We start from the raw sequence: 26,027 nt of genomic DNA on the forward strand, positions 1-26,027 counted from the left end.
GCCTTCCGCGACCGGCTCGTCGCAGCCGGCAAGCCGAAGATCGTCGCCCTCGTCGCAACCATGCGAAAGCTCCTCACCATCCTCAACGCTATCATCCGGGACGCAAAACCATGGCAAAGCGCTTGACGCCAAAGACAGTCGCTCTCCCCGCTGGGGAGAAGGGATCGGAGACGTTGCGGCAAGTCCCCTTCTCCCCTCGGGGAGAAGGTGCCCGGCAGGGCGGATGAGGGGGCCACACCCACCACGCCAAGCCAACTATTCACTACTCACTACCCCCTACTCACCCCACTCAACTCACCCCAAACTTCACCAGCTTGATCGCCTCAAAATTCTGCACCCCGCCGCCCACGCGCTTCGTCGTGTAGAACAGCACATACGGCTTCGCAGAATAGGGATCGCGCAACACCCTGACCCCAGTGCGATCCACCACCAGATACCCCGCCCGGAAATCCCCGAAAGCGATCGCCATCGCCCCTGCCGCAATGTCGGGCATGTCCTCGGCCTCAGCCACCGGAAAGCCCATCAGCGTTGCTGCCTGCCCCGCCGTTGTCGGCGGCTGCCACATGTAGCGGCCGTCAGCGTCCTTCAGCTTGCGCACCGCCGCTTGCGTCTTGCGGTTCATCACGAAATTGGCGTTCTGCCGGTAGCCGGCCTTCAGCGCGTAGACAGCATCGACAAGCACATCCGAAGCGCCGCTGGAGGCGAAAGCGCCGGCCGCCCCAGTCGGGACATAGCCGAGATTGCCCCAGCTCCAGCCGCTGTCGGCCACCGCCGTATAGGCGAGAAACCCCTTCGGCTTGTTCGTCCCGTCGCCGGAGACGAAGGCCGTGCCCTCCTGCTCGGCAAAGACGGTATCGACCTCGCCGGAGATCCAGGCCTCGATATCGACGGCGGCATCGTCGAGCAGCGCCTGGGTCGCCGCCGGCATGGCGTAGAGTTCCATGGTCGGGAAGGTCAGTTCGGCAAGCTGGGCATTGCCCGTCTGCGGCCGTGCCGCCGTCTCAGAAACCCAGCCCGAGGCCATGCCGGAGGTCGAGAACGGCTTCTTCAGCACCGAGCCGGAAACCTGCCGCACCGTTGCCAGCGCCCGGATCGGCGAAACCACCGAAAGCCTGCGGCCGATCTCGGTATCGGTCTCCGGCGGCACCAGATAGCCGCCATCGGCGCCCGTCCCCGATGACATCGCCTTCGCCTCGATCTCGCGCAACCCCGCCTCGTCGCCGCGGCGGATATAGTTTTCGAAAGCCGCCTTGTGCTCGGCCGTATCAGGCCCGCCGGCGCCGGTACGCCCCAGCGGCGGGCGCGCCTTCTTCAGCACCAGCTGGTCAAGCAGCTTCTTCTGCTCGTCCATGGCGCGGTTGATGCGGTCCATCTTGTCGCGGGTGACGACATCGTCGGTGAACTTCGCCTCGATCTCGCCAAGGCGCCGGTCATTGGTGTCCTTGAAGGCCTCGAAGGCCTCCATGAAGTCGTCGAAGGCAGCCGTCATCGTCTCCGGCACCGCCTTGATCTCCGGCGCCATCTTCGCAGTCCTGTCGGTCATATCTCGATCCTATCTGAAGGTTTCGGTCAGCATCGCCCTTGCCGCCCGGCGCATGGCGCGGACGAGCTCGGTCTCCTTGTCGCGGAACCACCGCGCATTCTTGATGTTCTGCACCCGCGCCGAAGGCAGCATCGGAAAGGTGACGATCGAGATCTCCCAGAGATCCGCCTCCAGTATCCGCCTGACACCGCTCTTGGCATCGGTGCGCGCCCGGACGGTCCTGAAGCCGATCGACAACCCGTCGAGCGCCCCGTTCCTGATCAGCTGCCGCACCTCGCCGGCCCGTGCCACGCCATCCGCCAGGACGCCCTCGACATAGAGCCCTCGGCTATCCTCACGGATCGTCTTCCACGCCCCGATCGGCTCGGAAGGATCATGCTGAAACAGCATCCTGACCCCCTCCGCGCCGCGCTCCGACAACGACTTGCGAAACGCCCCGCGCTCCACCTGGTCCTTGCCGAGATCGACCTCACCGAAGACGCTCGCATAACCCGAAAACGTCCCGTCGCGCTTGAGATGGCGCAATTCCAGATTGGCAAACTTGCGCGTCTCCGCGCCCATGAGCGATGCGGTCATGGTTGGTGCTCCTGATTGTGGATGTGAAAATGTTTGGGGGAGCGAATAGCGAATAGCGAATAGCGGCGAATGCCGCCCGCCGCGACCGGATCGCAAGCCCAAAAACTATTCGCTATTCGCTACTCGCTCGCCACTGCCGCGCCACCCGCGCCAAGACCCCCAACACCCACCAGGCGCAGAGGCTCGCCGCAGCCGAGCCGGACAGCATGATCTCGGAGGCCGAAAGACGATCGGCAATCCCCAGCCGCTCCACGAGCCAGATCCCCGTAGGACCACCGAAAATCAGACCGCAGGAGAGCCCCGAAAAGAACCGGCTCGCCGCTTCCCGCCTGCTCTTCGGCAAAAGATAGATCAGCGACACCGCCGCCCCCGCCGAAGCACCCAGCGCCCGGCTGGCCCAGAGCCCGCCATCATTGGAAAAGTCAGCCATCGTCAAACTCCCCTATGGAGAATGCGCACGCGAATGGCCCGCAAAGGCCCACGGCCAATGCGGACCGGCGTCGCCACCAATCGCGTTTCAACGAATCTTATGAATCGCTTGCAAGACCTTGCTGGAAGGCTGGATCAGCAGCTTCACACGCCGATTAAACGCATCCGTATCCGGCGGCTCAAAGGCTCCGGATCACATTGCGGAAGGTCAGCGACACCCGCCGCCCGCGAGGCCGCTTCGTGCCATCGACACTATCGGCCGACCGCGCCGGTATCTCATGCGTCCAGTCGTACCGCGCCGCGCCCTCCATCACGAGCAGCGACCCCGGCTCCAGCATCAGGCTGCAACGCTCGCCGCTTGCCGCATGCCGGAACACCATCTCACAGGCCGACAGCAGGCTGAGCGAAGCGATCCGGTCCGCGAAACACGGCACGCAATCGACATGCGCGCTGATCCCCTGCCCCGGCAGATATTCATTGGCGATCACCTGATCCGGCAGACGTTCGAAATAACCCTCACCGGCAAGCCGCAAGCAAACACCAGCAAGCCAGTCCGGCAGCGGCCCGAGATAGGCATCGCCGGTCACAGCCCGGGCCCGGTAGTCGTATCGATATCCAAAATGCTGAACACGCCGTTTCAATGTTGTATCCCATGCAACAGCATCGAGCGCCGCGAGGATTCGTGTTGCCTCCTCGGGCGACACCAAGCTTGGAATGTATGCAAGCCCTTCCGGCATTGTCGGGATTCCCTCGATTATTTCTTTGGCCAAAACACGAAGGTTACAAACGCATCTTCGTTCTCAACCGCACTTTCAGTTTCATCGACCGTTTTGCCGTGAGAATAACCAGGATACTCGTCAAAATAGAAAGGGTAAGTCTCCGGGGCATGAAAGCCCGCTTTTATTGAAGCACCCGCCATATCAAACGCTCCGTCGTAGTGCGGGCTGTTTACCACAGTGATCGCAACAAGCCCGGCAGGCCCAACATAGCTCCGAGCGCTCCTGAGAAACCGGCGAACAAGTATATGGTTTGGATTACGTCCATATACTGGAACTCGACTTGCAACGTTGGGAAACTGAAATGCTATAAGGCGAAACTTTCGCTTGCCAAAATGTTCGTGAAGCTTAGTGGCATCGACTTCGTGCATGACCGAAACGCCGGATCTCTTGAGGTTCGATGCATTGGCCAATGCTTGTTTGGATAGTGAGTTTCTCGCATCGTAGGTCGTTGCAACTAGATTGATGCGGGAAGAACCGAGAAGAGATGACAGCGACGCTGCGAAGCTGAGGTTCCCCTCCCCGACAAGCAAAGTGTCGCCCAGTTTGGAGAATTTGACGAATTCGAAGCTGGTATCGTTTTGCAGGAGGGCCTTGAGACGAAAGAAGCTCTCGACGAACCGCTTCGAGATCGCCGCATACTCAAGCTCACCGCCCGCGGCAGAATGGAATGCAATCGTCGTCGTTACCATCAATACCCCACCGCCTCCCGCTTCTCCTCATCTGTCAGAAACCCCGCCGCCCCCACTCTTGCCCACAATTCCCCGCGCTCGGCCGAAAGCCCGGCCACCTTGTCCAGATCCGGCTCCAGCCGCAGCCCCTCGCCGTAAGCGCCACCCAGCCAGGCAGAAAGCGAAGCCGCCGTCCGCGTCAGCATCGGCAGCACCGTCAGACGATAGAAAGCCCGGTTGGCCTCCTGATAATTGGCGAACGTATTGTCACCGGGAATGCCGAGCAGCATCGGCGGCACGCCGAAGGCGAGCGCGATGTCGCGGGCAGCGCCATTGCGGGCCTCGACGAAATCCATGTCCTTCGGCGACAGTCCCATCGCCTTCCAGTCGAGCCCGCCCTCCAAAAGAAGTGGCCGCCCGGCGCGCATCGGCCCGGAATAGCCGTCGTCGAGCTCCTGGCGCAGCCGCTCATATTGATCGGGCGAAAGATTGCCGCCCTCCTTCGGCTGATAGACCAGCGCGCCGGAAGGACGGGCCGAATTGTCGAGCAGCGCCTTGTTCCAGGTGGCCGCCGCATTGGAGAGATCGAGCGCCACCTGTGCTGCCGCCAGAGGCGGAAAGCCTAAGTGATCGTCGAGCGGATGAAAGAGCTTCAGGTGAAGCAGCGCCATCCCCTCGGCCTCCACCGCAAAGCGCCGGACCGATCCTCCGGCTCTGTAGTCATAAGCCTCTGGCCACCCGTCCCGCCCCTCGACGACGCTGATCCTGTCGGGCCGCAAGAGATGCAGCTCGCGCAGCCCCGCCCCGACCATCAGCGGCTCGACATAAGCATTGCCGGAGAGCAGCAGATGCCCATAGAGCGCCTCGAAAAAGTCAGGCCCGCCCATCCGCCCGTTCGGCTGGCGCAGCAGTGCCGCCGCCGGATGCTCCGGCCGCTCCCGCTCGCCCTCGTAGATCAGGAAGGGAACGCAGGCCGCAGCCTCCGAGACCAGCCTGACACAGCGATGCGCCACCGGGTTCTTCATGAACCCCTCGCGCGACAGCGCCGCATAAGACCGCCCCGTCCAGCTCGCCTGCCCCTGCGCCGCCAGCGACAGAAACCCCGGCGCCGCCTTCTTTTCGGACACGGCATTACGGCCCGCCGTGAAGCCCCACGGCAGGAACGACCGGATGTTCATGATGATGTCCCTTGTTGGAAAGGTTAGCGCTCCAACGGCTCCCCCTTCTCCCCAGCGGGGAGAAGATGTCCGGCAGGGCAGATGAGGGGGACGGCGAGCGTAGCGAAACGTGCCTTGAGCGGCAAGCGAAAGGCCCCGTCACATCTGGAGCCCCCCTCATCCGCCCTTCGGGCACCTCCTCCCCGCTGGGGAGAAGGGAAGATCAGCCCATCGGCACCTTCACCGCCAACCCGCTATCGAAATCCGCCGCCACCCGGGTGTCGCGCAGCGGCTTCACCGTCCGCGTCGAAAGCTCGTAATCCGGATGCGCCTTGTAGGCCGCCAGTGCCGCCTCGTCGGCAAACTCGCCATAGACGACGAAATCCACCGCGTTGCCCCACTGGTCTGTCTTGACGTTTTCGCCGATCTCCAGCGTCAGCGCATGCGGGATCCCCGTCAGCACCGACAGGCCCTTGCGCACCGCCTCGCGGTTTTCTTCCGGCACGGTGAAGAAAACGATATGGCGGATCACGGGGCGCACTCCTTGCTCGGTCTTTAAGAGAGCCGGGCGATAACACGCGAAAGGCAGGCCTTCAACCGCTGCCAGAGGCCCTCAGGCTTCGCGCGGCGCAAGGCCGCATCGAAAAGCCTGCCGTAATCGCCGAGCTTTTCCGCCCGGTCGGTGCCGTTGACGATGCGCCTGGCGTTCACCCAGTCGTCCTTCTCGCCGTTCAGATGGTCGGCCAGCCGGTGCTTGGTGAAGCTGCCTGCGATCATCCCCTCGACGAGGATCTTCACCGCCGTGCCCATCTCCATCGCCTTATCAGGAGCGGCCACCAGATCGATGCCGGTCAGCACGCTCATCGCCTCGTAGTTCCGCTTGTGCGTCAGCTGCACCAGCCCGCGCCCCAGCCAGCTCTTGCCGTTCTCGTCGGGCAGCCAATAGACCGTCTTGACCCAGGACAGCTTGCCCGCCGCATAGGCCCGATCGAGTATCCCGATCGCCCTCTCGTCGCTATCGGCCAGCGTCTCGCGCACCGGCTGCATCGTGTAGGCCGTCTCGTGAAAGGCCGTCGCCAGGATATAGGCCAGCCAGCGCCGGTCGTCCCGTGCATGGCGCGCCTGCCAATAGTCGAGGATTGCGCTCATGCCCTCTACCTGCGGCTGCTGCAGCGTGCCCTTGAACAGGCTGGCGCGCACCTCGTCGAAGAAAATCCTGCGGTCCATGTGGATAACCCTGAAAATCGTCGCGGCCCTAATCGATTAAAATAATTTCAATCGTTTAAAGCGTTTAAGCCCCTGATTTACAGCCTATTTGAGCTGTGTCATGCATTCCTCATATTGCCTGTGCAGCCGGAGAGGAGACCGATGCAGACGCCCGCCAACACCCAGACCACCATTCCCCAGCACCTCGTCGACCAGATGGAAAACGAGTGGCGCCAGATCCGGCCGATTCGCGAGCCACCGCGTCCGGCCGAGCCGCCGAAGCAGCGATAAACCGCCGCGGCGCGAAAGGCGAGCGGCGAAGCGTCATATACCCCTGACCCGCGGTTCGCCGCCGCCTTCGAGCATCAGCGCCGTCAGCGCCCAGACCAGCGCATCCAGCCGGTCGGGCGAGCGGCCGTTCGAAAGCCCATCCGGGCCGAAATCACACATCTGGTCCTCCAGCGCCGTAAAGCGCCCGGCATGGACCACCCTTCCCTGCTCGTAGAGGGCCGCCACCGGCTCTGCTCTCAAAAACTTTCCGCGCGTCGCGCGCACCGTCGAAACCGGCAGCGTCGCGTCGATGCTCTTCAGGATCGTCTGGACCATATCGCCGCCCTGGTTGATCTCGGCGATCACCCGGTCGGCGCCGAAGCGATGATAGGCGCGCACCACCGCACCCGCCCAGCCCGCCGGGCTCGCGCCCTCGACCGAACAATCGGCCAGCACCACCGCCCGCCCGGAAACCTCCACTCCCGCCACGACAATGCCGCAGCAGGAGGCCGGACCGGCAGCGGCCGGCGGATCGACGGCGACGACGATGCGCCGCAGCGTTTCGGCAAAGCGGATCGCCAACGCCTCGATCTGCCCGCGCTTCCACAGCCCGTCCTCGCGGTCCTCGATCAGCTCGCCATCCAGTTCCTGGCGCCCCAGCCGCGTGCCGCCGTAGCGCGCCGCAAGCGTGTCGATGAAACCGGGCGCCAGATTGGCGCGGTTGGCCAGCGTGCTGATCCGCGCCAGCCGCGTCCCCTCGTCGGCAATCAGCGCCTTCAACAGCGGCACCGGCCGCGGCGTCGTCGTCACCAGCTGCTGCGGCGCTGCGCCAAGACGAAGGCCGAACTGCAGCATGTCGAAGGTCTCCTGCCCGTGCTTCCATTTTGCCAGCTCATCGCACCAGGCCATGTGAAACTGCGGCCCGCGCAAACTCTCCGGATCCTCCGAAGAAAACACCTGCGCCACCGCACCGTTCGGCCAGACCAGCCGGCGCCTTGAAATCTCGAATTCCGGCCGGTTGCGGCGCGCAATCCTGCAGATCCCGGAGATACCGTCGATCATCACCTCGCGCGCATCGCCCAGCGTCTCCGCCACCAGCGCGATCCGGAGATCGGAACGCTGCCCCGCGCTCGCCAAGCCATGCACCCACTCCGCACCCGCCCGCGTCTTGCCGGAACCGCGCCCGCCAAGCAGCAACCACGTCCGCCAATCCCCCTCAGGCGCCATCTGCTCCAGCCGCCCCGTCAGCTGCCAATCCCTGAGTGCCGCGGGAAAGCCCGATATCAGCCGCTCGCCGATGCAATTGAGTTTCTGCAGCGCCGAAAGACCGGCATCGAGTTCCATCGGCCAAGTCTCCATTTTGGCGGCTACAGCACCGTCAGAACCGCCCGAGGAAGCCTCTGCCATGGTCACCTTGCGGTACGCAGGCATCTCCGCATTGCCGCTTACACCGGCAGCCGCCAGCCGCCCGGCACCAACAATCTCCCGCGCTGCCTCATGCTCCTTGCCAACCATCACCAAGTCGCGGTGCAGCCGCTCGGCCGCCGACATCGCGCCGACCATCGCCGCCTTCAGCCGCTTTTCCTCCGCCCGGCGTTTCTGCCGCGCCGAGGCCATCCGCACCGTCTGCCCTGGCCGCGGAAATCCCGTCATCCCGGTTCGCCTCCCCGCCCGCCTGCAAGTTCCTCATCCCGGCGGCAACGATGACAGCCGCCTTCTCCTCGGCGCGCTGCTCGATGATCTCCAGCAGCTGACCCTTCGCCATCGCATAGCCTTCGGCCTGCTCGCGCCCTTCCATCTCGATTTCCCGGTCGCGGGAAAGCTGGCGCTGCAGCTGGTCGATCTTCTCCAGCGTACGGACGATCAACCCCATGGCATCGACCGCCGCCTTCAGATCCGCCCGCGCCAGCTTGCCCGCCGCCTCGTCGCCATCCCCGGCGGCAATTTCGGCGCCCTTGCGCAGCTCGACGAAGGCGGCAAACTGCTCCCGCATCTCGGCCGTCATCTGGTTCAGCATCACCCGGAGCTCATCGCCCGGCAGCAGCTCCGACTTGGTCTCCAGCCGATAGGCCGCCTCCGCGTCACGCACCCGCTCATCGCTCCAGCCGCCGCTCTCCAGAGACTGTGCGCCCGGATAGACACGCCTCTCCGGCCAGAAGCCGCAAAGCTCCGCCACAAAACCCTCACCGATCATCGGAAAATCTCCGCCCCGCTCAAACTGCGGACATATAAAAACCGGGTCGAAACCCGGCTGAAACCCCAACGACAACCCCACCCACATCCCTCATTCCTGTGCTTGTCATTGCCTTATCAAGAAGAAGTCTCCCGCGCCCATGGACATGGGCGCACTGGATTCCTGTGACAAGCACAGGAATGAGGGAGTGGCACGCCTCGCAACTATGAAAGCCAGCCGCGTCGCCGCAACTTTCCGACTATGCCATAACCCTACCAAACCACCGTCACGCCGTCAAGGATTATTTTCCTATCTCGGTTCAATTCGATCTAGATTGTATTGACGGCAGTTTTCGCCGATCAAGGATATGAAAAGATATTCTGCTTGGGAGAATGCCAGTGATTAATCCCGCCTTTGCGCAGTACCCTGAAGAGGCGCGCCTTCTGGGTGAGTTGGTTCTTGGATATGGGGAATTGGATATTTCTTTCTGCATGACCTGCGGAATAGCGATAGGCCGCAAGTTTGAACTACTTCACGCCGTAAATCAGGTGCGATCGGAGACAGGTCGCTTGGACATTGCGAATGCTTTGAGCGCAAATACGTTCGTTCGAATTGGACTCTGGGACAAATTCAACGATATCCAGAAATCAGTTCGCTATTGCCTCAAAGTCCGGAATCAGTGGGCACATGCGCAGTGGGGAGATATGAGGCCTCACGGACTGGCATTCACCAGAACGGACGGAAACGTCTTTGCAACGCCAGTAAAACGGACGGTGTGGAATAGCGTAACCGTAGAACTCCTGCGCAAACAGGAGGCTTATTTTGAGTATACTCGTAAGTGTATAATTGCGCTTGAACTTAACCTTGCTCCCATTCTAGCTGGGGGCTCACAAAAAATTCAGTTTCCGGACATCATGCATGAGCCAAGCATGCTGAGCCACTGGTCAAAAGCCGCACTCGAGGACCTAAAACGCTTTCAGCCAGCTTAGTTAGCGGCGCATATACAACTTTTTGCAGCCCTCTACGAAAACGCATCCCGCATAAGCTTCATTCGATAAGTCTAATGCACTGATTCCCCTCCACAATCCCCCATCTTAACCACCTTCCTGAACCCTTCCTCAACCTCCCCCGGCGCCAACTGAACCGAACCCTATTCAGGCGGCACCATCATGAGCGGCATCCAGATCCGGCTTGCGGAAATCATCGAAGCGCTCAGCAAGGCGCTCGATCTGACGGAGGGGCAGCCGCCCGGCCATTGCATCCGCGCCTGCTATATCGGCACCCATATCGGCCGCGAGCTCGGCCTGCCCGACAGCGCCCTGCAGGATCTCTATTATACGCTGCTCCTGAAAGACCTCGGCTGCAGCAGCAATGCGGCGCGCATCTGCGAAATCTATCTGGCCGACGACCTCGCCTTCAAGCGCGACTTCAAGCTCGTCGACGGCAGCCTCGGCCAGGTGCTGCGCTTCGTCATCGGCCATACCGGCATGCAGGCCGGCCTTGCCGAGCGTTTCCGCGGCATCCTGAATATCCTGCAGAATGGCGGCGAGATCGTCACCGACCTGATCCAGACGCGCTGCCAGCGCGGCGCCGAGATCGCCCGGATGATGCGGTTCTCCGAAGATGTCGCCAACGGCATCCTTGGCCTCGACGAACACTGGAATGGCGGCGGCCGGCCCATCGGCCTTTCAGGCACTGAAATTCCGCTATTCTCGCGCATCGCACTCCTCTCGCAGATCGCCGATATCTTCCAGGCAAGCGGCGGCCCAGAGGCCTCCAAGGCCGAGATCGCCAAACGGTCCGGCACCTGGTTCGATCCCGATCTCTGCGCCGCCTTTGCCCGCGTTGCCGCCCGCCCTGACTTCTGACAGGTGCTCGCGTCCGATCAGCTGGAAGAGGTCGTGCTCAGCAGCGAGCCCGGCCAGCAGGCGATCATGGCCGACGACAACTATCTCGACGATATCGCCGCCGCCTTCGCCAAAGTCATCGACGCCAAGAGCCCCTATACGTCTGGCCATAGCGATCGCGTCGCGCTGTTCACCGATCTGATCGCCGAGGAGATGGGCATCGATGCCGAAGGCCGCCGCTTCCTGAAGCGCGCCGCCCTGCTCCACGATATCGGCAAGCTCGGCGTCTCCAATTCCGTACTCGACAAACCGGGCAAGCTGGAGGGCGAGGAATGGGTGCAGATGAAGCGCCATTCGGAATTTTCCGAGCTCATCCTGTCGCGCATCCATGCCTTTTCCGATGCCGCTATTATCGGCGGCGCCCATCACGAGCGGCTCGACGGCAAGGGCTATCCGCGCGGCCTGACCGCCGAAGCCATCCCCATGGAAGTCCGCATCGTCTCCACCGCCGACGTCTTCGACGCGCTCACCGCCGACCGCCCCTACCGTTCCGCAATGCCGATTTCGAAGGCGCTGTCGATCCTCTGGGAAGGGGCCGGCCAGAGCCACGATCCCGTCTGTATCGAAGCGCTCGAGCGGGCGCTCGACCGCGCCGCCATCGAGAAGAAGGCGGCTGCCTGACCGCCTCGCTTCCGGCCGTTACCCCTGCCGTGCTATAATCCGCCATGGACCGGGAACACTTGGCAGCCTTCGCGCTTTCCCTACCGGAAACGGCCGAAAGCGCCCATTTCGGCACACGCGATTTTCGCGTGCGCGGCAAGATCTTCCTGACCTTTCCCGACCAGGATTACTGCGTCGTCCGCCTCACACCCGACCAGCAGAAACTCACCCTCGAAATCGCCCCGGACGAGACGCTTCCTGTCCCCGGCGGCTGGGGCGAACGCGGCTCCACCCGCCTCTACCACATGCTCGCCAGCGATGCGCTGACCGAAGACCTCGTGCGCAAGGCCTGGCGCAACGTGGCGCCGAAGGGATTGCACGCGCTCCTGGGTGTCTAGGGCTTGCAGCGCATCATCGCACGCGCTAAATTGGTCACATATGACCACTTGAGGCCATCGAGATGACGACCATCAGCCTTAAAGATGCGAAAGCAGGATTTTCAGACTACGTCGAAGCAGCGCTTCATGGTGAGTTCATCACCATCACCCGCCATGGCAAGCCGACTGCCGTGCTTGTCAGTGTGGAAGCCGCCGAAGTCGCGAAGGCTGCCATGCGGCCGAATCGCCCGAGCTTTTCCGCCTTCCTTCAGACATTCCCGGGCGACGACGCCGTCTTTGAACGCAACAGCAGCCCCTCGCGGGATATCGAGCTTTGAACGGCTATCTGCTGGATACCGATGCCATATCGCTGCTCTCGCCCGGTCGTAGCGGTCCGCCGCGTTTCAGCCGCTGGCTGGACGCGCAGGATCGCCACGACCGGTTGTTCCTGTCCGCCGTCACCGTCCACGAGATCGAGCGCGGCATCCATCTGTTGATCAGCAAGGGTGCACCCGCAAAAGCCGATGGCTACCGTGCATGGCTTGCCTCGCTGGAGGAGACGTTCGGCGACAGAATTCTCGCCGTCAATGCCAAGGTTGCCTTGGCCTCCGGCGCGCTGGAGGTAGCCGCCCAGAGAAACGGCCATAACCCGGGAATGGCCGACGCCCTGATCGCCGGAACCGCCAAGCTGCATCAATTGACCGTCGTCACCCGGAATACCAGGCACTTCTCAGCCTTTCCCGAGATCAACCTGCTCGATCCGCAGGATGCAACCTGACCCTCACCGGTACCCAGCCGCATCCGCCTCCTTCCCCGTCTCCACCACCGCGTCCATATACCGCCAGCAATCCGGCCGCGATCCGTCCACATCGTCGAACCCATAGACCTGCGCCAGACCGCCGCTCGACAGCGACTGCCCGTTGAACCGCGCCTTTTCCGGATCGCCAGCCAGGGCCGCCACTGCGCGCCCCACGAAGCGTGGGGTTTCGGAGATGACGAAATGCGGCGGCGCGATGCTGCTTTCGCGCCAGGTCTCCTCGGTCACCCCGAAAATCTCCAGCATCATCTCGGAGCGCATCCAGCCCGGCGTCATCGAAACGGCGGTGCAGCCGTGCTTCTCCAGGTCCTTGGCATGCGCCCAGGCCATGCGGATCACGCCTGTCTTGACGAGGTCGTAATAGGGGTTCAGCCGGTAATGCGCGGCGTTGTACTCGGCCGTGCCGTCGGTCATCTCCACCAGCAGTCCGCCCGGCCTTTCGATCAGCAGCGGCAGGGCGTAATGGGCAGTGATGAAATGCGTGTCGATCGCCAGCCGCAGCATGCGCAGGCCGTTTTCCAGCGAGTGTTCCCAGACCGGCTTGTCCCATTCCGTCAGGTTCTCGCCGCCCCAGATATCGTTGACGAGAATATCCAGCCTGCCCTCGTCCGTGCGGATCCGCCCCACCAGCGCCTCCACCTCGGACGCCACCAGATGGTCGACGCGCAGGGCGATCCCCCGGCCGCCCGCTGCCGTCACCATCTCCGCCGTCTCCTCGATCGTCTCCGGCCGGTCGTATTCCGAGCGCTGCTTTCGCGTCGAGCGGCCGGTCACATAGACAGTCGCCCCGGCAGCACCAAGCTCGACGGCAATCCCCCGCCCGGCGCCGCGCGTTCCGCCGGCCACCAGCGCCACCTTTCCTGTCAGATCCGCTGTCATAACCAAATCCTCCACGCTAGAACCAAAATCCGCCCGCATCTCCCAGCGGGCAATTGATTATAAACGAACGTTCGTTCATATTTGTATCGAACGCAAGAGGAAATGCAATGCCGCGCACCCGCACGCTTCAGGACGAGCAGCTTCTGGAGATGGTTCTCGCGCTCATCCATGCCGAGGGGCCGGATGCGGCCAGCTTCGGCGCGGTGGCCAAGGTCAGCGGCCTCTCCGGCTCCACCCTCGTCCAGCGCTTCGGCACCAAGGCGGCGATGCTGCGGGCGGCGGTCATGCATGCCTGGGATGGGCTGGATGCCCAGACGGCAAGGCTTGCCGCGGCCGCGAAAAAGACCCCTGGCGGCGCCGTCGCCCTGCTCACCGGCCTGTCGCAGGATTACGGCGAGGACGCGGCCGCCTATGCCCAGGGCCTCCTCGTGCTGCGCGAAGATTTTCGCGATCCGCTGCTCCGTGCCCGGGGTGCAGCTTGGGCCAAGGCGCTGACGGAGGCACTCGCCGAATGCCTCTCCGCCTCGCCGGATCCCGGAACCTCGGCCCGGCTGATGCTGTCGCAATGGCAGGGCTCGCTGCTCTGGTGGGGCTTCACCGCCGAAGGCCGTGCCGCCGATTATGTGGAGCGGGAGTTGCGTCTGTTTCTCGGGGCGCTTGATCTGAAAGCGCCAGTCTGATCGTCACACCTCGCCTGCCGCATCGGCACGCCGCGCGCCGGTAAACCGCGCCACTCCGGCAATGGCGATGCCGGCGATGATCAGGCCTGCCGCGACAGCAAATGTCAGCCGCATGCCTGCTGCAATGGCATCGGGCGCCGCGGCCGCGGCATCCGCACCACCGAACGATGCGGCAAAGATCGCCCCCATCACCGATGCGCCGGTGATCAGGCCGAGATTGCGCGAGAGACCCAGCATGCCGGAGATGACGCCACGCTGCCCCGCCGCCACGCCGGTCATCACCATCGTGTTGTTCGCCGCCTGAAACAGCTGATAGCCCGGCGTCAGCACCGCGATCCCGGCAATGTAGCCGGCAAGACCCGGCAGAGCGCAGAGCGCCAGTGCCCCGGCTGCCATCGCCGCCAACCCTGCTATCACCATGTTTCCGGCACCGAAGCGGTCGACGATCCGCCCGGCCAGAACGCCGCTCACCGTCGAGATCAGCGGGCCGATCGACATGACCGCCCCCGTCATCGCCGTATCGAGCCCCAGCCCGCGCGACAGGTAGAACGGCCCGACGACCAGCGTCGTCATCATCACCGTCGCCACACAGAGATTGATCGCAAGGCTCGGCGCCAGCACCAGGTCGCGCAGCATCACTGGCCGAAACAGCGGCGATGTCACCCTCGCTTCGGCAAACAGGAATGCCCCCGTTCCAGCCGCGGCCGCCGCCAGCAGCCCGGCCTGCAGTATGCCGAAGCTGCCGCGGCCGATGGTCATCGCCAGCGCATAGGCAACCAGCACCAGTGCCAGCAGCAGCGTACCGGTCAGATCGAAGCCCTGGCGCGGCGCCGGATTGCTCTTCTCCCCGTCCCGCAGGCAATGGCGGGCGAGCAGGAAGGCCAGCAAACCGAGCGGCACGGTGACGAGGAAGATCGCCCGCCAGCCGGCCAGCGCAATCAGCACACCGCCGAGCGAAGGACCGAGCGCCGTCCCGATCGCCGACATGGTCCCGAGCAGCCCCATCGCCCGGCCGGTCTTTTCCTTCGGCACCGCCTCGCCCACCATGGCAATGGCAAGCGCCATCATCACCGCTGCGCCCAGCCCCTGCAGCATCCGGGCGGCGATCAGAACCCAGAGCGCCGGCGCCAGTCCGCAAAGCGCCGATGCCGCGGTGAAAAGCAGGATACCCGCCATCAGCAGGCGGCGCCGCCCGATCAGGTCGCCGAGCCGTCCGGCGCTGACGATCAGCGCCGTCATCGCCAGCAAATAGGCGATCACCACCCACTGAACCTGCTGGAAACTGGCTGAAAACGCCTGCGCCAGCACCGGCAGGCCGACATTGGCAATGCTGGTGCCGAGCGAGGAAAGAAGCAGCGCGAGCGACAGGCTCGCCAGCGCTCCCCGCACCGGCGCCGCAGCGATTGGCGCCACATCGGAGGTGGTGGGTCGAAGGGGGATGGTCATGCAAAGCACTCCGTTCTCAAATGCTCCTGAAGAGGAGCCGACAGAAGCCTAGCGCCACCGGATATATGGCGGAACACGCATCATTTGCATTTCATTCGTGCACACAACGCCATATCATCATGATCGCCAACCGGAGGCACCATGACCAAGCCCGATCTCAACCTCCTCTATACGCTCGATGTTCTGCTGGCCGAAGGCAGTGTGGCGCGCGCCGCCCGGCGCCTGCGGCTCAGCCCTTCGGCGATGAGCCGGGCGCTGGCTAGGCTTCGCGAAACCGTCGGCGATCCGCTTCTCGTGCGCGCCGGGCGCGGTCTGGTGCCGACGCCGCGGGCGCTCGAGCTGCGCGAGCGGGTCAGCCATCTGCGTGAAGAGGCCGAGAGGCTGCTGCTGCCGGCCGAAGCCTTCGACCTGTCGCAGCTCAAGCGCACCTTCGTGCTGCGCAACCGGGATGGTTTCGTCGAGAATTTCGGCCCGGCCCTGATCCGCCTCGCCGCAGAGCGCGCCCCCGGCGTCCGGCTGCGTTTCCTGCCGAAGCAGGACAAGGACAGCGCCTTCCTGCGCGATGGCGAGGCCGATCTCGAAACCGGCGTCATCGGCGAGACGACCGGCCCGGAAATCCGCGCCCAGGCATTGTTTCACGATCGCTTCATCGGCGTCGTCGGGGCCGACCACCCGCTTTCGAAAGGTGCGATGACCGCCGCCCGCTATACGGCGGGCCGCCATATCCAGATTTCCCGCCGCGGGCTGGAGGGCGGACCCGTCGATACGGCGCTCCGGGCGATCGGGCTGGCACGCGAGATCGCGACCGCCGTCGGCAGCTTTTCCGAAGCGCTGGCGCTGGCGCGCGCCTCGGATCTGATCGCCAACGTGCCCGAGCGCTATACCGGCAACCTGCGCGCCGGTCTCCACAGCTTCGCGCTTCCCTTCGCAGCGCCGGAGATCACCGTCTCGCTGCTCTGGCATCCCAGGATGGATGCCGATCCGGCGCATCGCTGGCTGCGCGGCTGCGTTCGCGAGATCTGCGCCTGACGGCGACACATGCCCAAATTTATCTAGGGTCTCCTGCGAGTTCTTATCGTTTGTGACGATGCGTCCGGCCGCGCTATCGACCCCGTGCCGGACCATTTTGCCGGCGCATATCAAGGAGCCGCCCCCGTGAATATGAGACACTGCCTTATCGCACTTTCCCTATCGGCAACCCCGCTTCATGCCGCGGAATTGACGGAAAAAGCCTTTCAGACGCTGGCAGACGACGCTTTCCAGCCCATAATCAAGCAATTTGATATTCCTGGGCTCGCCATCGGCGTTTCGGTCGATGGAAAGCAGTTCTATTACAACTATGGCGAGGCTTCGCGCGAGGCGAAGACGCCGGTCACACCGGATACGATCTTCGAACTCGGCTCGGTCAGCAAAATTTTTAATGTGACGCTGGCGGCACTCGCCGAACAGCGCGGTGTCATTTCGCTTTCGCAACCTGTTTCCACCTACCTGCCGGAGCTCAAGGGCAGCGCCTTCGACAAGATCACCCTCGTCAATCTCGCCACCCACACATCAGGCGGCCTGCCGTTGCAGGTTCCTGACAGTGTCACCAACGATGCGGAGCTGACGGCCTATCTCAAGAGCTGGAAGCCACCCTACAAGCCGGGCACGATGCGCTCCTATTCGAATGTCAGCATCGGCCTGCTCGGCCGCATCGCCGGCCAGCGTCTCGAAGGCAGCTATAGGCAGGCGGCGGAAAAAGACCTCTTCCCGGCGCTCGGCCTGAAGAGCACCTTCATCTCTGTTCCCGAAACCGCCGCAGACCGCTACGCCTTCGGCTACTCCAAGGATAACCGCCCGATCCGCGTCAATCCCGGCGTCCTCGACGAGGAAGCCTACGGCATCAAATCGACGCCGCGCGACATGCTGCACATGCTGGAATTGAACCTCGATCAGGCCGCCCTTGCCCCTGATCTCGCCGCGGCGATCCGTAAGACCCATACCGGCTATTTCGAAACCGCCGCGTTCACGCAGGGCATGATCTGGGAGCAATATCCGTGGCCGGTGAAGCTCAACCGTCTCTTGGCAGGCAATGCGCCTGAGATGGTCATGAACAGCCAGCCGGTGAAGCAACTGGCGAAGCCGCTTGGGCCGCAAAGCGCTGTCCTGCTCAACAAGACAGGCGCAACCAACGGCTTCGGCACCTATGTCATGCTGGTCCCCAAGACCCGGACGGCGCTCGTGGTGATCGCCAACCGCAACTATCCCAACACGGCGCGCGCAGAAGCGGGGCTGAAACTGCTCGAAGCGCTAAAGCCTTATACGGCCAAATAGAAAAGCGCTGCGGCCGGAGCCTATTCCGGCCGCTCCTTCGCGTCGTTGCCCACCGTCAGCGGCCAGTCGACCACGTAATCCTCCAGCGCCTCGGGGTCGATCTCCGTCTCGCTGATCGTCCGCCCCCTGGCGGAAATGCCGGCCTGGTGCACGGTTTCGGGGTCGCCCGAGACCAGCGGGTGCCACCAGTAGAGGTCGTCGCCCTCATTGATCAGCCGGTAGCCGCAGGTCGGCGGCAGCCAGGCGATCTCAGGGACGTTTTCCTTGGTCAGCTGCACGCAGTCGGGCACGAAATCCCAGCGCTTCTCGTAATTGGAGCACCGACAGCTCTCGCCATCCAGCAGCTTGCAGGCGACCGAGGTGAAGTAGATGTCGCCCGAGTCCCACTCCTCGAGCTTGTTGAGACAACAGAGGCCGCATCCGTCGCAGATGCTTTCCCATTCTGCCTTGGTCATCTCGGGCAGCGTCTTGCGCTTCCAGAAGGGTGTGTCTTCCATCATTTCGTTTCTGCAACAGCGGCCCCGCAAATTCGCGTGAGGCGGGCTGCGTCTCTTGTTATCACCGGGCAAATCAATCAAACATTCAGCATGCTTCGTTTATCGAAGAGCGCAATGCCAAGTTAGGCTGTTGCTCTGACGCCTGGGGGGCCAGCCGTCAAGCGCGATCGGGCGGGAAGTGAAGAACGTGCAGGATCCTGATACTCCGGAAAAGAAGCCGAAGAAGAGCAGGCACCTTCTGCTGAAGATCGATTCCTGGATCGATTCGACGGTCTGGAACGCCGGTTTCCGTTCTGCCGAAATCTGGGAAGACATCACCATCTTCTTCCGCCGATTCCGCGTTCGCGGCTGGAAGCGCATCGTCTTCGAACTCGGCGGCGAAGGCCTGACGCTCGGGTCCGTCGGCGCCGTGCTGATGCTGGCGCTCGCTCAGCCGGCCTTCGAGGCGACCAAGGAAGACTGGCGCAATCGCGGCGATTTTGCCGTCACCTTCACCGACCGCTACGGCAATGTCATCGGCCATCGCGGCGTCATCCATCAGAATTCGGTGCCGATCGACGAGCTGCCCGACAGCCTGATCAAATCGGTGCTGGCAACCGAAGACCGCCGCTTCTTCGACCATTTCGGCATCGACGTCATCGGCCTGTTCCGCGCGCTCGTCACCAATGCCCAGGCCGGCGAAGTCGTGCAGGGCGGCTCGACGCTGACGCAGCAGCTGGCGAAGAACCTATTCCTGTCCAACGAGCGCTCGATCGACCGCAAGATCACCGAAGCCTTCCTGGCGCTGTGGCTGGAGGCCAATCTCTCCAAGAAGGAAATCCTCTCCACCTATCTAGACCGCGCCTATATGGGCGGCGGCACGTTCGGTGCGGCGGCGGCTTCGCAATTCTATTTCGGCAAGAGCATCACGGATGTGAACCTCGCCGAAAGCGCCATGCTCGCCGGTCTCTTCAAGGCGCCGGCGAAATACGCCCCGCATGTCAACCTTCCGGCAGCGCGCGCCCGCGCCAACGAGGTGCTCACCAATCTCGTCCAGAGCGGGCTGATGACCGAGGGCCAGGTGATCGCCGCGCGGCGCAATCCGGCCACCGCCATCGACCGCAACGAGCAGGAGGCGCCCGATTTCTTCCTCGACTGGGCCTTCGACGAGGTGCAGCGGCTTGCCTCGCGCTTCCACCAGCATTCGTTGGTCGTGCGCACCACCATCGACATGGGCATCCAGCAGGCGGCCGAGGATTCGGTCGAGACGTCGCTGCGCGAATATGGCGAGAGCTATCACGCCAAGCAGGGCGCGATGGTGATGATCGAAAACGGCGGCGCCGTGCGCGCCATGGTCGGCGGCCGGGACTATGGCGAAAGCCAGTTCAACCGCGCCACCAAGGCGCTGCGCCAGCCGGGCTCGTCCTTCAAGGTCTATACCTATTCGGTGGCCATGGAGAGCGGCATGACGCCGAAGACCACGATCATCGACGCGCCGATCTCCTGGGGCAACTGGAGCCCGCACAATTACGAAAACCGCTATGCCGGACGCGTGACGCTGGAAACGGCGATCGCCCAGTCGATCAACACCATCCCGGTGCGTCTTGCCAAGGAAAAGCTCGGCATTCAGCCGATCCGCGCCATGGCGAAAGCGATGGGCGTGGAATCGCCCGTGCGTGACGACGTGACGATCCCGATCGGCACCTCCGAAGTCACCGTGCTCGACCAGGCGACTGCCTATGCCGTCTTCCCGGCCGGCGGCTACCAGTCCCGCCGCCACGGCATCACCCAGATTCTCGATTACGACGGCGACGTGCTCTACGACTTCGACCGCGACGAGCCGCCGGCCAAGCGGGTGCTGTCCGAGAAAGCCGATGACGAGATGAACCAGATGCTGAGCCGCATCCCCTATGTCGGCACCGCCCGCAAGGCAGCGCTCGACAACGGCATCGTCACCGCCGGCAAGACGGGGACGACCCAGGCCTATCGCGACGCCTGGTTCGTCGGCTTCACCGGCAATTACACGACGGCGGTCTGGTTCGGCAACGACGACTATACCTCGACCAACAACATGACCGGCGGCTCGCTGCCGGCGATGACCTTCAAGCGCGCCATGGACTACGCCCACCAGGGCGTCGTGCTGCGCGCCATCCCCGGCATCGAAAACCCGCTGCCTTCCCCCAAGGACGCCGCCAAAACCGCCGCCGCCAAACCCGCCGACGGCATCCCTCAGCTGGTGCGCCCGCGCATGCTCTCGGCGGAGAGCACGAAGATCCTCAAGGACCTCGGCGAAAAGCTGAAGCACGCGGCGCCGCTGGAAGCGCAGAAGGTGGCGAGTGTGGAGTGATTGGGGCGCAGCGCTAGATACAGCTGCCACTTTTACTCAGAAACTATAAGGACTTACAGTGCCCGGAGCCCCTCACCCTGCCTTCTCCCCTTGGGGAGAAGGTGCCCGAAGGCTTCAGGTGCAACTAGTTGCACCTGGGATGAGAGAGCCGCAGGCACCAAATTTCCTATCCTGCAAAAGCCTCAAGCCGCGTGCGGCATGATCGAAGACAGGTCAGCACCAATTTCCCGCCTGCGCTCCATCAGGTCGTAGTCGGTCTGCAAACTCAGGAAGAAGCCTTCGGACAGACCGAAATATCGTGCGAGCCGCAGGTCGGTATCGGCGGTCACATCCCGCTTCCCGAGAACGATCTCGTTGATCCGCCGTGGCGGCACGTGAATGGCGCGCGCCAATGCGTTCTGGCTGATCTCCATCGGCTTCAGGAAGTCCTCCAGCAGGATCTCGCCGGGATGCGGGTTGGGGAGAAGCCCTGCCTCATCCATGGTAGTCGACGATTTCGACATTATGTACCGCTCCTTCCTGCCAGCGGAAGCAGATGCGCCACTGGTCGTTTATGCGAATGGAATATTGCCCGCGCCTGTTGCCTTTCAGCGCTTCGAGGCGGTTTCCGGGCGGGATGCGGAGGTCATCCAGCGCCTTCGCGCTGTTGATGAGACGCAACTTCCGCAAGGCGACCGGCTGGATATCCGCGGGCAGTTTCCGGCTTCGCTCGCCGCCCCAGATTCTTTCGGTTTCAGCGTCGGCAAAGCTTCTGATCATCCGACAAACATAACGCGTAGCGTTATATAACGCAATGCGTTATGCCCCGTTGAGTTGCGAAGACCACGACCTCCACCATTCCACCCCGCCAGAATCAATGCTAACCCTTTCACCTGATTTGATCTCAAGGGCCGGCAGTGTTTCGATTCCCGCTATTTATCGCGATTACGCTGATCGTCGCTTTCGGCGGCGGGATCATGGTTTCGCGGTATGCGCTGGATGTGACGCAGGGGTTCGGCGCCATCAAGCTTGGCGCCTGGGAAGCCTTTCCGGAGCTGCAGACGGCTGATGCCGATCCTTACGCGAAATCGCACCGGGCGCGGGCCGGAAAGCTGCTTTATGGCAGCGCCGAGGGGCTGACATTCACGGCTGGTGTCGATGACCATGGCGACCGGCTGAATGCCGGATGCAGCTACCGCATCAGCGGCCAGACGCCGGCAGCGCGCCTCTGGACGCTCTATACATCAGACAATAGCGGAAACCCCGCCTCGGTTCGCCCCGGCCTGCCGGGCGCGCTGAATTCCTGGACGGTGCTGCGCCAGACCGACAGCAGCTTCGTCATCGACGTTTCCGCCAATGCCCGGCCCGGCAACTGGCTGGCGCTTCCGGCAGCCGGCACCTTCCGCATGGTGCTGACGCTGTTCGACACACCGACGGCCGGAAGCTCCGGGGTTATCGATCTCGCCATGCCGAAGCTCGAGAAGACCGGGTGCGGCAATGCTTAGGATCGTCTTTGCCATCATCACCGGCCTGTTCGGCGCCGCCCTGCTGCATCTGGTCATCATCCTGGCGCTGCCGCATTTCACCGGCAAGGATGCCGAGACGCGGGTGATTGCCGAGGGTGATCCGAACAATTTCTATCTGCTATCGTCGACCTATGACGATGCCGGGCTGTCGAACAGCGATCCCTTCGTGCGCACCGCCGTCTGCTCCTTCGATCTGGAGGACGGACCGGTGCGCTTCACCGCCAAGGGCAGCGTGCCCTTCTGGTCGATCGCCGTTTATGACGGCGCTTCGAACGAGGTGTTCAGCATGAATGACAGGACGTCGGTCGGCGGGGCGTTGGATGTGCTGGCAGCAAGCCCGATCAAGCTGACGGAGCTGCGCAAGGCTTTGCCTGCCGATTTGCAGCAGACCATCCTGGTGGAGATGACCCATAGCGAGGGTTACGCGGTGCTGCGCACGCTTGCCCCGCAGGCAAGCTTCGACGACGCGGCAAAGAACTTCCTGACCGAGGCGGGCTGCGAAACCTACGCCAGCGGCAATTGATATCTCTACTTGCTCTTCACACGCGGCGCGCGTGGCACCGGACGGGGCTTCGGCGCGTCTGTGAGCCGCTCGTAGCGGACCCCGGTGAACAGCAATATCTGAGCCTCGACGGGCTCCTGGTCCTTGCGGCGCGGCTGTTGCGAGCGCCGGTCAGCCAATGCGACTATGGTGGCCATTCTCGTCTCCATGCACTGCCCGAGACGGATGAAGCTAAGCGGATTTCACCCTGCCCGCCTGCGCGGGCCAGCGCGTCCTTCAATACCGTTGCCGGCATCTCCGGGCATTCGCGCCTTTCTCACGGCACCTTTGCGGATATCCGTGATGTGGAATCTTGACGGCCGAACCTTCGAACCGCGCTGTTCCTGTCCGAATTGAGACATAGGATAGTTAACAGTTTCCTAATATTTCAGCACTGCGAAGCCTTGTTGTAAGGCCGTTCAATAAACGCCGCGAGCTGGCTTTTAGTTTCACATGGCAATAAGTCAGATTTAATTAGGAAAGACGCATAAATTCAGCGACTTAGAAAAAGGCCGCCGATCACCTTTACGTCATAAGGATGTGTTGCCGATTTACGTCATGAAGATATTAATTGCAGTCGCTCTGAATGGGCGTATGGTCCATCCGTCGGTCAAAGGTTTAACGGCGATGACCGCTTGAGAGACAATATACGCTCTTGCCGCAGGACACGGAGGGCAATTCATGTCTTTATTCGTGAATGCGACATTCTCTCCCGAAGATCTGGACGTGCTGCGCGGCGCACTCGACGCGTGGTGCTCGGAGAAGCGTCTCGACATCAAAAGTCCCGAAGCACATTTTGCCGCTTCGGCAGCGCTCGACCTCTATCAGTCGGGTCATGATAACGGCGAAAAGCTGTTGATGGCCTTGCGCTCCCACAAGGGACTTTAACGTTCCAAAACACTTCCGGAGCAATCCGGACAACGCTCGGCGCCTCGTATCAGCGGGGCGCTTTTCGTTTGTCCGGCTACCTATACCGGCGCACGCCCTACGTGTATTATTGTGTGGCATTTGATTAAAATCTTCAGCAAGCATTAACCCTGCCGATGTAGGATTTATTCATATTCGTATGGGTCCGGTCTCCGTCCAACCGGCGCATTCGATCCCTCAGTATCGGCGTTTCCGGGGTATTCTTGTGCGTGACCGGTTTAGAGACCTAGAAGGGCCGATGGCCATTCGAAAGAAGGACGTGGTATTGATGGCGACTGTCAGCAGCTTCGAGGGATTGGCGCATCCGACGCGATCCGAGCTGCGGCAGTTTGCGGAACTCTTCACGCCCCTCTTCCAGGCCTCCTCCGAGGAGGCGCGCCGCCAGGCCGTTGCCGCCCTGTCGCAATGCATCGTAATCCCGCAGGCAGTTGCCCTGTTCATCGGCAATCAGCCGATATCGGTCGCAGCACCCTTTCTCACCGCCTCGCAGGCTATCAGCGACGATACGCTGATCATGATCGCCCGCACGCAGGGCACCGCCCATATCCGTGCCATCGTCAGCCGTGACAATCTTTCGCCGAAGGTGATCGATGCGCTGGTGGCGCTGCGCCAGGCGACCGCCCGCCCGTCGCCCGCCGAATTGCCGGCCGCGGAGACAGCCGCTCCGATCGCTGCCGCTGTTCCTGTTATCGAAGAGCCTGCTGTCGATCCCGATTTTGCCGAGCGCCTCGCCAACGAAGAGGCGATGCGCCAGAAGATCCGCGGGCTTGCCAGCCATCTCGGCCGCAAGGACGACGACCGGCTCGGTCTCAGGACGATTTCCGATATCCAGGAAGCGCTGCTCGTGCGCTTCGCCCGCTCCCGCGAGGCCAGCCATTTCGCCAGCACGCTTGCCGATGCGCTGTCGGCCAGCCGCTGGCTTGCCGAGCGCATCATGCTCGACCTCTCCGGTCAACAGCTGGCAACGACGCTTATGAGCCTGGGCATGGGCTTTCTCGATGCCGTCTTCGTGCTGGAAAAGCTCTATCCGCATCTGGCCGAGCCGCAGCACAGCGTCACCCGCGCCTGGATGGTGCTGGATGCGCTCGACGCGGAGGAATGCCACGAACGGGTCGAGGCGTGGCGCCGTGCCGACAGCTATACCTACATGCCGGAACGCGAGGGCCAGGCGGAGGCGGCGGTTGCGGAGCGCAAAGTGCCGCCTGCCCGCGAGCTGAAGACCGTCGGCCGCCGCTAGAACGGGCTTTTCTTCTTCTCTGCGGCCAGCGTCAGCAGCGCTGCCGCATCGCTGGTCTCGAGCTCGACAATCCAGAGATCCGGATCGAACTTGCGTTCGCGCTCCAGCAGCTCCCTGACCATCTCCGGCTCCTGTCGCTCCATGCGGATCTCGAACAGCCGGTCGCCGCTGTCCTCCTCATCGAAAAAGCTTTGCGGCGCCGGGCCGAAAAGCGTTTCCAGCCCATCGCGGAAATGCTGGCGGATGAAGACCGCACCGGCTTCCTCGGCGCCCTTCTTCTCCACGGCGGCGAAATCCCCCATGGCGAAGACGCGGCGCAACAGCGCGGAAACGAAAATGTCGGTGCGAAGTCTCATGGACGTTCTATAGGCGGATGGCGGCGGCGGCGCCAGAGCTGCCCCGCCGGCTCTAGGCCCTTGCCAGGGAAACCCGCGGCCTTTCGGTCACGGCCAGGAGATCCGCCTTGATCTTCTCTGCATCGGCAATATCGACGTGGTAGAGATTGGCGAGCCAGATGCCATCGGCGGCAAAGCGGGCGATGCGCAGATGCATGTCGCCATCGGTGACGCTGTGACGCTCGGCGCGGGCATTGGCCCAATCGGCCACCAGGGTGCGCAGATGGGGGTCGGTGAGCGCCGAAATGGTCAGCGGCGCCCAGTGGCCGCCATTCGTCCGCTCGTTCTTGTCGAAGACCGAGTTGATATAGGCGCGGGTGAAGGAGCCGTAGGGTTCGGGGTCGCGGGCGATACGCGCCTCGATATCCTCGTCGATCGCCTGCAGCAGCTCGTCGAAGACGGCCTCGATCAGGTCCTTCTTGCTTGGGAAGTGGTGAATGCAGCCGCCCTTGGTGACGCCGGCGGCTTCGGAAACGGCCTGCATCGTGACCGAGGCGAGGCCTTCCTCGACGGCAAGCTTGCGCGCTTCATCGAGCAGATTGCGCCTGACGAGTTCAGGCTGCTTGCGGCGTCTGTACGGGCTTTCCATGCTGTCCCCGGCGAGGAGACAATCATGCGTTGCTCCCTTGTTTTCCCTACAGTGAGCTTAGCATCTGGCCTTTGGCGTGCAACGATTTTCGATGCTGCGATTTTCCCGCAGCCTGTCAACAGCCTGTAACATAATCGCGACATTGAAGTCGCTGTACCCGCCGCAGCTCTTCATGTATCAGTGCCGCAGG

The 26,027-nt window shown here is 62.9% G+C and carries 31 protein-coding genes and 2 pseudogenes; 15 read left to right on the top strand and 18 right to left on the bottom strand.

The genetic code is table 11. The features are described from left to right. Window positions 1-126, top strand: a pseudogene (locus AC1DV9_RS28245) (IS110 family transposase); the annotation flags it as partial. 163 nt (window positions 127-289) lie between these two features. Here AC1DV9_RS28245 and AC1DV9_RS28250 read toward each other — a convergent pair. From AC1DV9_RS28250 to AC1DV9_RS28285, 8 genes are all read right to left on the bottom strand, one after another. Further along, window positions 290-1,543 carry a phage major capsid protein gene (locus tag AC1DV9_RS28250; protein WP_477951114.1) on the bottom strand — a complete coding sequence of 418 codons (1,254 nt, stop codon included), beginning with the start codon at window positions 1,541-1,543 and terminating at the stop codon, window positions 290-292. Window positions 1,544-1,552: 9 nt separating this feature from the next. After that, a complete protein-coding gene (locus AC1DV9_RS28255; protein WP_112390960.1) occupies window positions 1,553-2,119 on the bottom strand; it encodes an HK97 family phage prohead protease in 567 nt (188 codons plus the stop codon). A gap of 112 nt (window positions 2,120-2,231) precedes the next feature. Next, a complete protein-coding gene (locus AC1DV9_RS28260; RefSeq protein WP_477951115.1) occupies window positions 2,232-2,549 on the bottom strand; it encodes a DUF6107 family protein in 318 nt (105 codons plus the stop codon). Between the two features lie 178 nt (window positions 2,550-2,727). After that, window positions 2,728-3,189 (bottom strand): alpha-ketoglutarate-dependent dioxygenase AlkB, encoded by a 462-nt coding sequence (locus AC1DV9_RS28265; protein WP_477951117.1) that lies wholly within the window; start codon window positions 3,187-3,189, stop codon window positions 2,728-2,730. Between the two features lie 113 nt (window positions 3,190-3,302). Next, entirely contained in the window at window positions 3,303-4,016 is a 714-nt protein-coding gene (locus AC1DV9_RS28270; RefSeq protein WP_477951118.1) for a Rossmann-like fold-containing protein, read from the bottom strand. After that, on the bottom strand, window positions 4,016-5,173 hold the full coding sequence (locus AC1DV9_RS28275) for a phage portal protein (RefSeq protein ID WP_477951120.1): 1,158 nt from the start codon (window positions 5,171-5,173) through the stop codon (window positions 4,016-4,018). Before AC1DV9_RS28275 ends, AC1DV9_RS28270 begins: the two co-directional genes overlap by 1 nt. A 202-nt stretch (window positions 5,174-5,375) precedes the next feature. Continuing rightward, entirely contained in the window at window positions 5,376-5,684 is a 309-nt protein-coding gene (locus AC1DV9_RS28280; protein ID WP_477951122.1) for a Dabb family protein, read from the bottom strand. Window positions 5,685-5,707: 23 nt separating this feature from the next. Beyond that, the gene (locus AC1DV9_RS28285; RefSeq protein WP_477951124.1) at window positions 5,708-6,379 is read right to left on the bottom strand and encodes a hypothetical protein; all 672 of its coding nucleotides are present in this window, start codon (window positions 6,377-6,379) and stop codon (window positions 5,708-5,710) included. 141 nt (window positions 6,380-6,520) lie between these two features. Here AC1DV9_RS28285 and AC1DV9_RS28290 point away from each other — a divergent pair, with 141 nt between their 5' ends. Beyond that, window positions 6,521-6,649, top strand: a complete 129-nt coding sequence (locus tag AC1DV9_RS28290) for a hypothetical protein (protein ID WP_477951125.1) — start codon at window positions 6,521-6,523, stop codon at window positions 6,647-6,649. A gap of 33 nt (window positions 6,650-6,682) precedes the next feature. Here the strand turns inward: AC1DV9_RS28290 and AC1DV9_RS28295 are convergent, their stop codons facing one another. After that, window positions 6,683-7,972, bottom strand: a complete 1,290-nt coding sequence (locus tag AC1DV9_RS28295) for a DNA-packaging protein (RefSeq protein ID WP_477951191.1) — start codon at window positions 7,970-7,972, stop codon at window positions 6,683-6,685. Between the two features lie 151 nt (window positions 7,973-8,123). Next, window positions 8,124-8,822, bottom strand: a complete 699-nt coding sequence (locus tag AC1DV9_RS28300) for a hypothetical protein (protein WP_477951127.1) — start codon at window positions 8,820-8,822, stop codon at window positions 8,124-8,126. 377 nt (window positions 8,823-9,199) lie between these two features. Here AC1DV9_RS28300 and AC1DV9_RS28305 point away from each other — a divergent pair, with 377 nt between their 5' ends. From AC1DV9_RS28305 to AC1DV9_RS28325, 5 genes and pseudogenes are all read left to right on the top strand, one after another. Continuing rightward, a complete protein-coding gene (locus tag AC1DV9_RS28305; RefSeq protein WP_477951128.1) occupies window positions 9,200-9,790 on the top strand; it encodes a hypothetical protein in 591 nt (196 codons plus the stop codon). Window positions 9,791-9,970: 180 nt separating this feature from the next. Then, a pseudogene (locus AC1DV9_RS28310) lies at window positions 9,971-11,329 on the top strand (HD-GYP domain-containing protein). Between the two features lie 44 nt (window positions 11,330-11,373). Next, a complete protein-coding gene (locus tag AC1DV9_RS28315) occupies window positions 11,374-11,706 on the top strand; it encodes an MmcQ/YjbR family DNA-binding protein (RefSeq protein WP_477951130.1) in 333 nt (110 codons plus the stop codon). Window positions 11,707-11,768: 62 nt separating this feature from the next. Beyond that, complete coding sequence (locus AC1DV9_RS28320) at window positions 11,769-12,023, top strand: type II toxin-antitoxin system Phd/YefM family antitoxin (RefSeq protein WP_310297697.1); 255 nt, start codon at window positions 11,769-11,771, stop codon at window positions 12,021-12,023. Continuing rightward, window positions 12,020-12,463 (top strand): PIN domain-containing protein, encoded by a 444-nt coding sequence (locus AC1DV9_RS28325; RefSeq protein WP_477951133.1) that lies wholly within the window; start codon window positions 12,020-12,022, stop codon window positions 12,461-12,463. The genes AC1DV9_RS28320 and AC1DV9_RS28325 overlap by 4 nt, the downstream gene beginning before the upstream one ends. A 3-nt stretch (window positions 12,464-12,466) precedes the next feature. On the opposite strand, the gene AC1DV9_RS28330 is transcribed toward AC1DV9_RS28325, so the two are convergent. Next, window positions 12,467-13,381 carry an SDR family oxidoreductase gene (locus tag AC1DV9_RS28330; protein ID WP_477951134.1) on the bottom strand — a complete coding sequence of 305 codons (915 nt, stop codon included), beginning with the start codon at window positions 13,379-13,381 and terminating at the stop codon, window positions 12,467-12,469. A gap of 107 nt (window positions 13,382-13,488) precedes the next feature. Between AC1DV9_RS28330 and AC1DV9_RS28335 the strand changes: the two genes are divergently transcribed. Beyond that, window positions 13,489-14,061 carry a TetR family transcriptional regulator gene (locus AC1DV9_RS28335; RefSeq protein ID WP_477951136.1) on the top strand — a complete coding sequence of 191 codons (573 nt, stop codon included), beginning with the start codon at window positions 13,489-13,491 and terminating at the stop codon, window positions 14,059-14,061. A 3-nt stretch (window positions 14,062-14,064) separates the two neighbouring features. On the opposite strand, the gene AC1DV9_RS28340 is transcribed toward AC1DV9_RS28335, so the two are convergent. After that, complete coding sequence (locus AC1DV9_RS28340) at window positions 14,065-15,507, bottom strand: MFS transporter (RefSeq protein WP_477951138.1); 1,443 nt, start codon at window positions 15,505-15,507, stop codon at window positions 14,065-14,067. Between the two features lie 141 nt (window positions 15,508-15,648). On the opposite strand from AC1DV9_RS28340, the gene AC1DV9_RS28345 reads away from it, so the two are divergent. Together AC1DV9_RS28345 and ampC are read left to right on the top strand one after the other, a co-directional pair. Further along, on the top strand, window positions 15,649-16,536 hold the full coding sequence (locus AC1DV9_RS28345) for a LysR family transcriptional regulator (protein WP_477951139.1): 888 nt from the start codon (window positions 15,649-15,651) through the stop codon (window positions 16,534-16,536). Window positions 16,537-16,668: 132 nt separating this feature from the next. Then, on the top strand, window positions 16,669-17,820 hold the full coding sequence (gene ampC / locus AC1DV9_RS28350) for a class C beta-lactamase (protein ID WP_477951192.1): 1,152 nt from the start codon (window positions 16,669-16,671) through the stop codon (window positions 17,818-17,820). Window positions 17,821-17,840: 20 nt separating this feature from the next. On the opposite strand, the gene AC1DV9_RS28355 is transcribed toward ampC, so the two are convergent. Beyond that, the gene (locus AC1DV9_RS28355) at window positions 17,841-18,317 is read right to left on the bottom strand and encodes a YcgN family cysteine cluster protein (RefSeq protein ID WP_477951194.1); all 477 of its coding nucleotides are present in this window, start codon (window positions 18,315-18,317) and stop codon (window positions 17,841-17,843) included. Window positions 18,318-18,504: 187 nt separating this feature from the next. On the opposite strand from AC1DV9_RS28355, the gene AC1DV9_RS28360 reads away from it, so the two are divergent. Further along, window positions 18,505-20,643: a transglycosylase domain-containing protein gene (locus AC1DV9_RS28360; RefSeq protein WP_477951140.1), complete on the top strand. Its 2,139-nt coding sequence runs from the start codon at window positions 18,505-18,507 to the stop codon at window positions 20,641-20,643. 182 nt (window positions 20,644-20,825) lie between these two features. On the opposite strand, the gene AC1DV9_RS28365 is transcribed toward AC1DV9_RS28360, so the two are convergent. Both AC1DV9_RS28365 and AC1DV9_RS28370 read right to left on the bottom strand, forming a co-directional pair. Continuing rightward, on the bottom strand, window positions 20,826-21,146 hold the full coding sequence (locus AC1DV9_RS28365; RefSeq protein ID WP_477951142.1) for a HigA family addiction module antitoxin: 321 nt from the start codon (window positions 21,144-21,146) through the stop codon (window positions 20,826-20,828). Continuing rightward, the gene (locus AC1DV9_RS28370) at window positions 21,118-21,402 is read right to left on the bottom strand and encodes a type II toxin-antitoxin system RelE/ParE family toxin (RefSeq protein ID WP_112517191.1); all 285 of its coding nucleotides are present in this window, start codon (window positions 21,400-21,402) and stop codon (window positions 21,118-21,120) included. Before AC1DV9_RS28370 ends, AC1DV9_RS28365 begins: the two co-directional genes overlap by 29 nt. Before the next feature lie 137 nt (window positions 21,403-21,539). Here AC1DV9_RS28370 and AC1DV9_RS28375 point away from each other — a divergent pair, with 137 nt between their 5' ends. Together AC1DV9_RS28375 and AC1DV9_RS28380 are read left to right on the top strand one after the other, a co-directional pair. Further along, on the top strand, window positions 21,540-22,127 hold the full coding sequence (locus AC1DV9_RS28375; RefSeq protein WP_477951144.1) for a DUF1214 domain-containing protein: 588 nt from the start codon (window positions 21,540-21,542) through the stop codon (window positions 22,125-22,127). Beyond that, a complete protein-coding gene (locus AC1DV9_RS28380) occupies window positions 22,120-22,671 on the top strand; it encodes a DUF1254 domain-containing protein (RefSeq protein ID WP_112517193.1) in 552 nt (183 codons plus the stop codon). Before AC1DV9_RS28375 ends, AC1DV9_RS28380 begins: the two co-directional genes overlap by 8 nt. 5 nt (window positions 22,672-22,676) lie before the next feature. Here AC1DV9_RS28380 and AC1DV9_RS28385 read toward each other — a convergent pair whose 3' ends face one another. Then, window positions 22,677-22,847 carry a hypothetical protein gene (locus AC1DV9_RS28385; protein ID WP_310297669.1) on the bottom strand — a complete coding sequence of 57 codons (171 nt, stop codon included), beginning with the start codon at window positions 22,845-22,847 and terminating at the stop codon, window positions 22,677-22,679. A gap of 523 nt (window positions 22,848-23,370) precedes the next feature. Between AC1DV9_RS28385 and AC1DV9_RS28390 the strand changes: the two genes are divergently transcribed. Beyond that, window positions 23,371-23,577 (top strand): hypothetical protein, encoded by a 207-nt coding sequence (locus AC1DV9_RS28390; RefSeq protein WP_112390911.1) that lies wholly within the window; start codon window positions 23,371-23,373, stop codon window positions 23,575-23,577. A gap of 244 nt (window positions 23,578-23,821) precedes the next feature. Continuing rightward, on the top strand, window positions 23,822-24,853 hold the full coding sequence (locus tag AC1DV9_RS28395) for a DUF2336 domain-containing protein (protein WP_477951146.1): 1,032 nt from the start codon (window positions 23,822-23,824) through the stop codon (window positions 24,851-24,853). Here the strand turns inward: AC1DV9_RS28395 and AC1DV9_RS28400 are convergent. Beyond that, window positions 24,850-25,209, bottom strand: a complete 360-nt coding sequence (locus AC1DV9_RS28400) for a DUF1491 family protein (protein WP_477951147.1) — start codon at window positions 25,207-25,209, stop codon at window positions 24,850-24,852. The genes AC1DV9_RS28395 and AC1DV9_RS28400 overlap by 4 nt on opposite strands. A gap of 52 nt (window positions 25,210-25,261) precedes the next feature. Further along, window positions 25,262-25,837, bottom strand: a complete 576-nt coding sequence (locus tag AC1DV9_RS28405; protein ID WP_477951149.1) for a TetR/AcrR family transcriptional regulator — start codon at window positions 25,835-25,837, stop codon at window positions 25,262-25,264. Between the last annotated feature and the right edge of the window lie 190 nt (window positions 25,838-26,027).

It is taken from the genome of Rhizobium sp. 01L410 (assembly GCF_056400165.1).

Coding starts and splice junctions, on each gene's coding strand:
- AC1DV9_RS28345 (WP_477951139.1), top strand. CDS start 15,649: ATGACCAAGCCCGATCTCAACCTCCTCTATACGCTCGATGTTCTGCTG.
- AC1DV9_RS28250 (WP_477951114.1), bottom strand. CDS start 1,543: ATGACCGACAGGACTGCGAAGATGGCGCCGGAGATCAAGGCGGTGCCG.
- AC1DV9_RS28370 (WP_112517191.1), bottom strand. CDS start 21,402: ATGATCAGAAGCTTTGCCGACGCTGAAACCGAAAGAATCTGGGGCGGC.
- AC1DV9_RS28340 (WP_477951138.1), bottom strand. CDS start 15,507: ATGACCATCCCCCTTCGACCCACCACCTCCGATGTGGCGCCAATCGCT.
- AC1DV9_RS28355 (WP_477951194.1), bottom strand. CDS start 18,317: ATGGAAGACACACCCTTCTGGAAGCGCAAGACGCTGCCCGAGATGACC.
- AC1DV9_RS28400 (WP_477951147.1), bottom strand. CDS start 25,209: ATGAGACTTCGCACCGACATTTTCGTTTCCGCGCTGTTGCGCCGCGTC.
- AC1DV9_RS28290 (WP_477951125.1), top strand. CDS start 6,521: ATGCAGACGCCCGCCAACACCCAGACCACCATTCCCCAGCACCTCGTC.
- AC1DV9_RS28295 (WP_477951191.1), bottom strand. CDS start 7,972: ATGGAACTCGATGCCGGTCTTTCGGCGCTGCAGAAACTCAATTGCATC.
- AC1DV9_RS28365 (WP_477951142.1), bottom strand. CDS start 21,146: ATGTCGAAATCGTCGACTACCATGGATGAGGCAGGGCTTCTCCCCAAC.
- AC1DV9_RS28390 (WP_112390911.1), top strand. CDS start 23,371: ATGTCTTTATTCGTGAATGCGACATTCTCTCCCGAAGATCTGGACGTG.
- AC1DV9_RS28255 (WP_112390960.1), bottom strand. CDS start 2,119: ATGACCGCATCGCTCATGGGCGCGGAGACGCGCAAGTTTGCCAATCTG.
- AC1DV9_RS28405 (WP_477951149.1), bottom strand. CDS start 25,837: ATGGAAAGCCCGTACAGACGCCGCAAGCAGCCTGAACTCGTCAGGCGC.
- AC1DV9_RS28275 (WP_477951120.1), bottom strand. CDS start 5,173: ATGAACATCCGGTCGTTCCTGCCGTGGGGCTTCACGGCGGGCCGTAAT.
- AC1DV9_RS28335 (WP_477951136.1), top strand. CDS start 13,489: ATGCCGCGCACCCGCACGCTTCAGGACGAGCAGCTTCTGGAGATGGTT.
- AC1DV9_RS28385 (WP_310297669.1), bottom strand. CDS start 22,847: ATGGCCACCATAGTCGCATTGGCTGACCGGCGCTCGCAACAGCCGCGC.
- ampC (WP_477951192.1), top strand. CDS start 16,669: ATGAGACACTGCCTTATCGCACTTTCCCTATCGGCAACCCCGCTTCAT.
- AC1DV9_RS28315 (WP_477951130.1), top strand. CDS start 11,374: ATGGACCGGGAACACTTGGCAGCCTTCGCGCTTTCCCTACCGGAAACG.
- AC1DV9_RS28320 (WP_310297697.1), top strand. CDS start 11,769: ATGACGACCATCAGCCTTAAAGATGCGAAAGCAGGATTTTCAGACTAC.
- AC1DV9_RS28330 (WP_477951134.1), bottom strand. CDS start 13,381: ATGACAGCGGATCTGACAGGAAAGGTGGCGCTGGTGGCCGGCGGAACG.
- AC1DV9_RS28270 (WP_477951118.1), bottom strand. CDS start 4,016: ATGGTAACGACGACGATTGCATTCCATTCTGCCGCGGGCGGTGAGCTT.
- AC1DV9_RS28260 (WP_477951115.1), bottom strand. CDS start 2,549: ATGGCTGACTTTTCCAATGATGGCGGGCTCTGGGCCAGCCGGGCGCTG.
- AC1DV9_RS28300 (WP_477951127.1), bottom strand. CDS start 8,822: ATGATCGGTGAGGGTTTTGTGGCGGAGCTTTGCGGCTTCTGGCCGGAG.
- AC1DV9_RS28380 (WP_112517193.1), top strand. CDS start 22,120: ATGCTTAGGATCGTCTTTGCCATCATCACCGGCCTGTTCGGCGCCGCC.
- AC1DV9_RS28285 (WP_477951124.1), bottom strand. CDS start 6,379: ATGGACCGCAGGATTTTCTTCGACGAGGTGCGCGCCAGCCTGTTCAAG.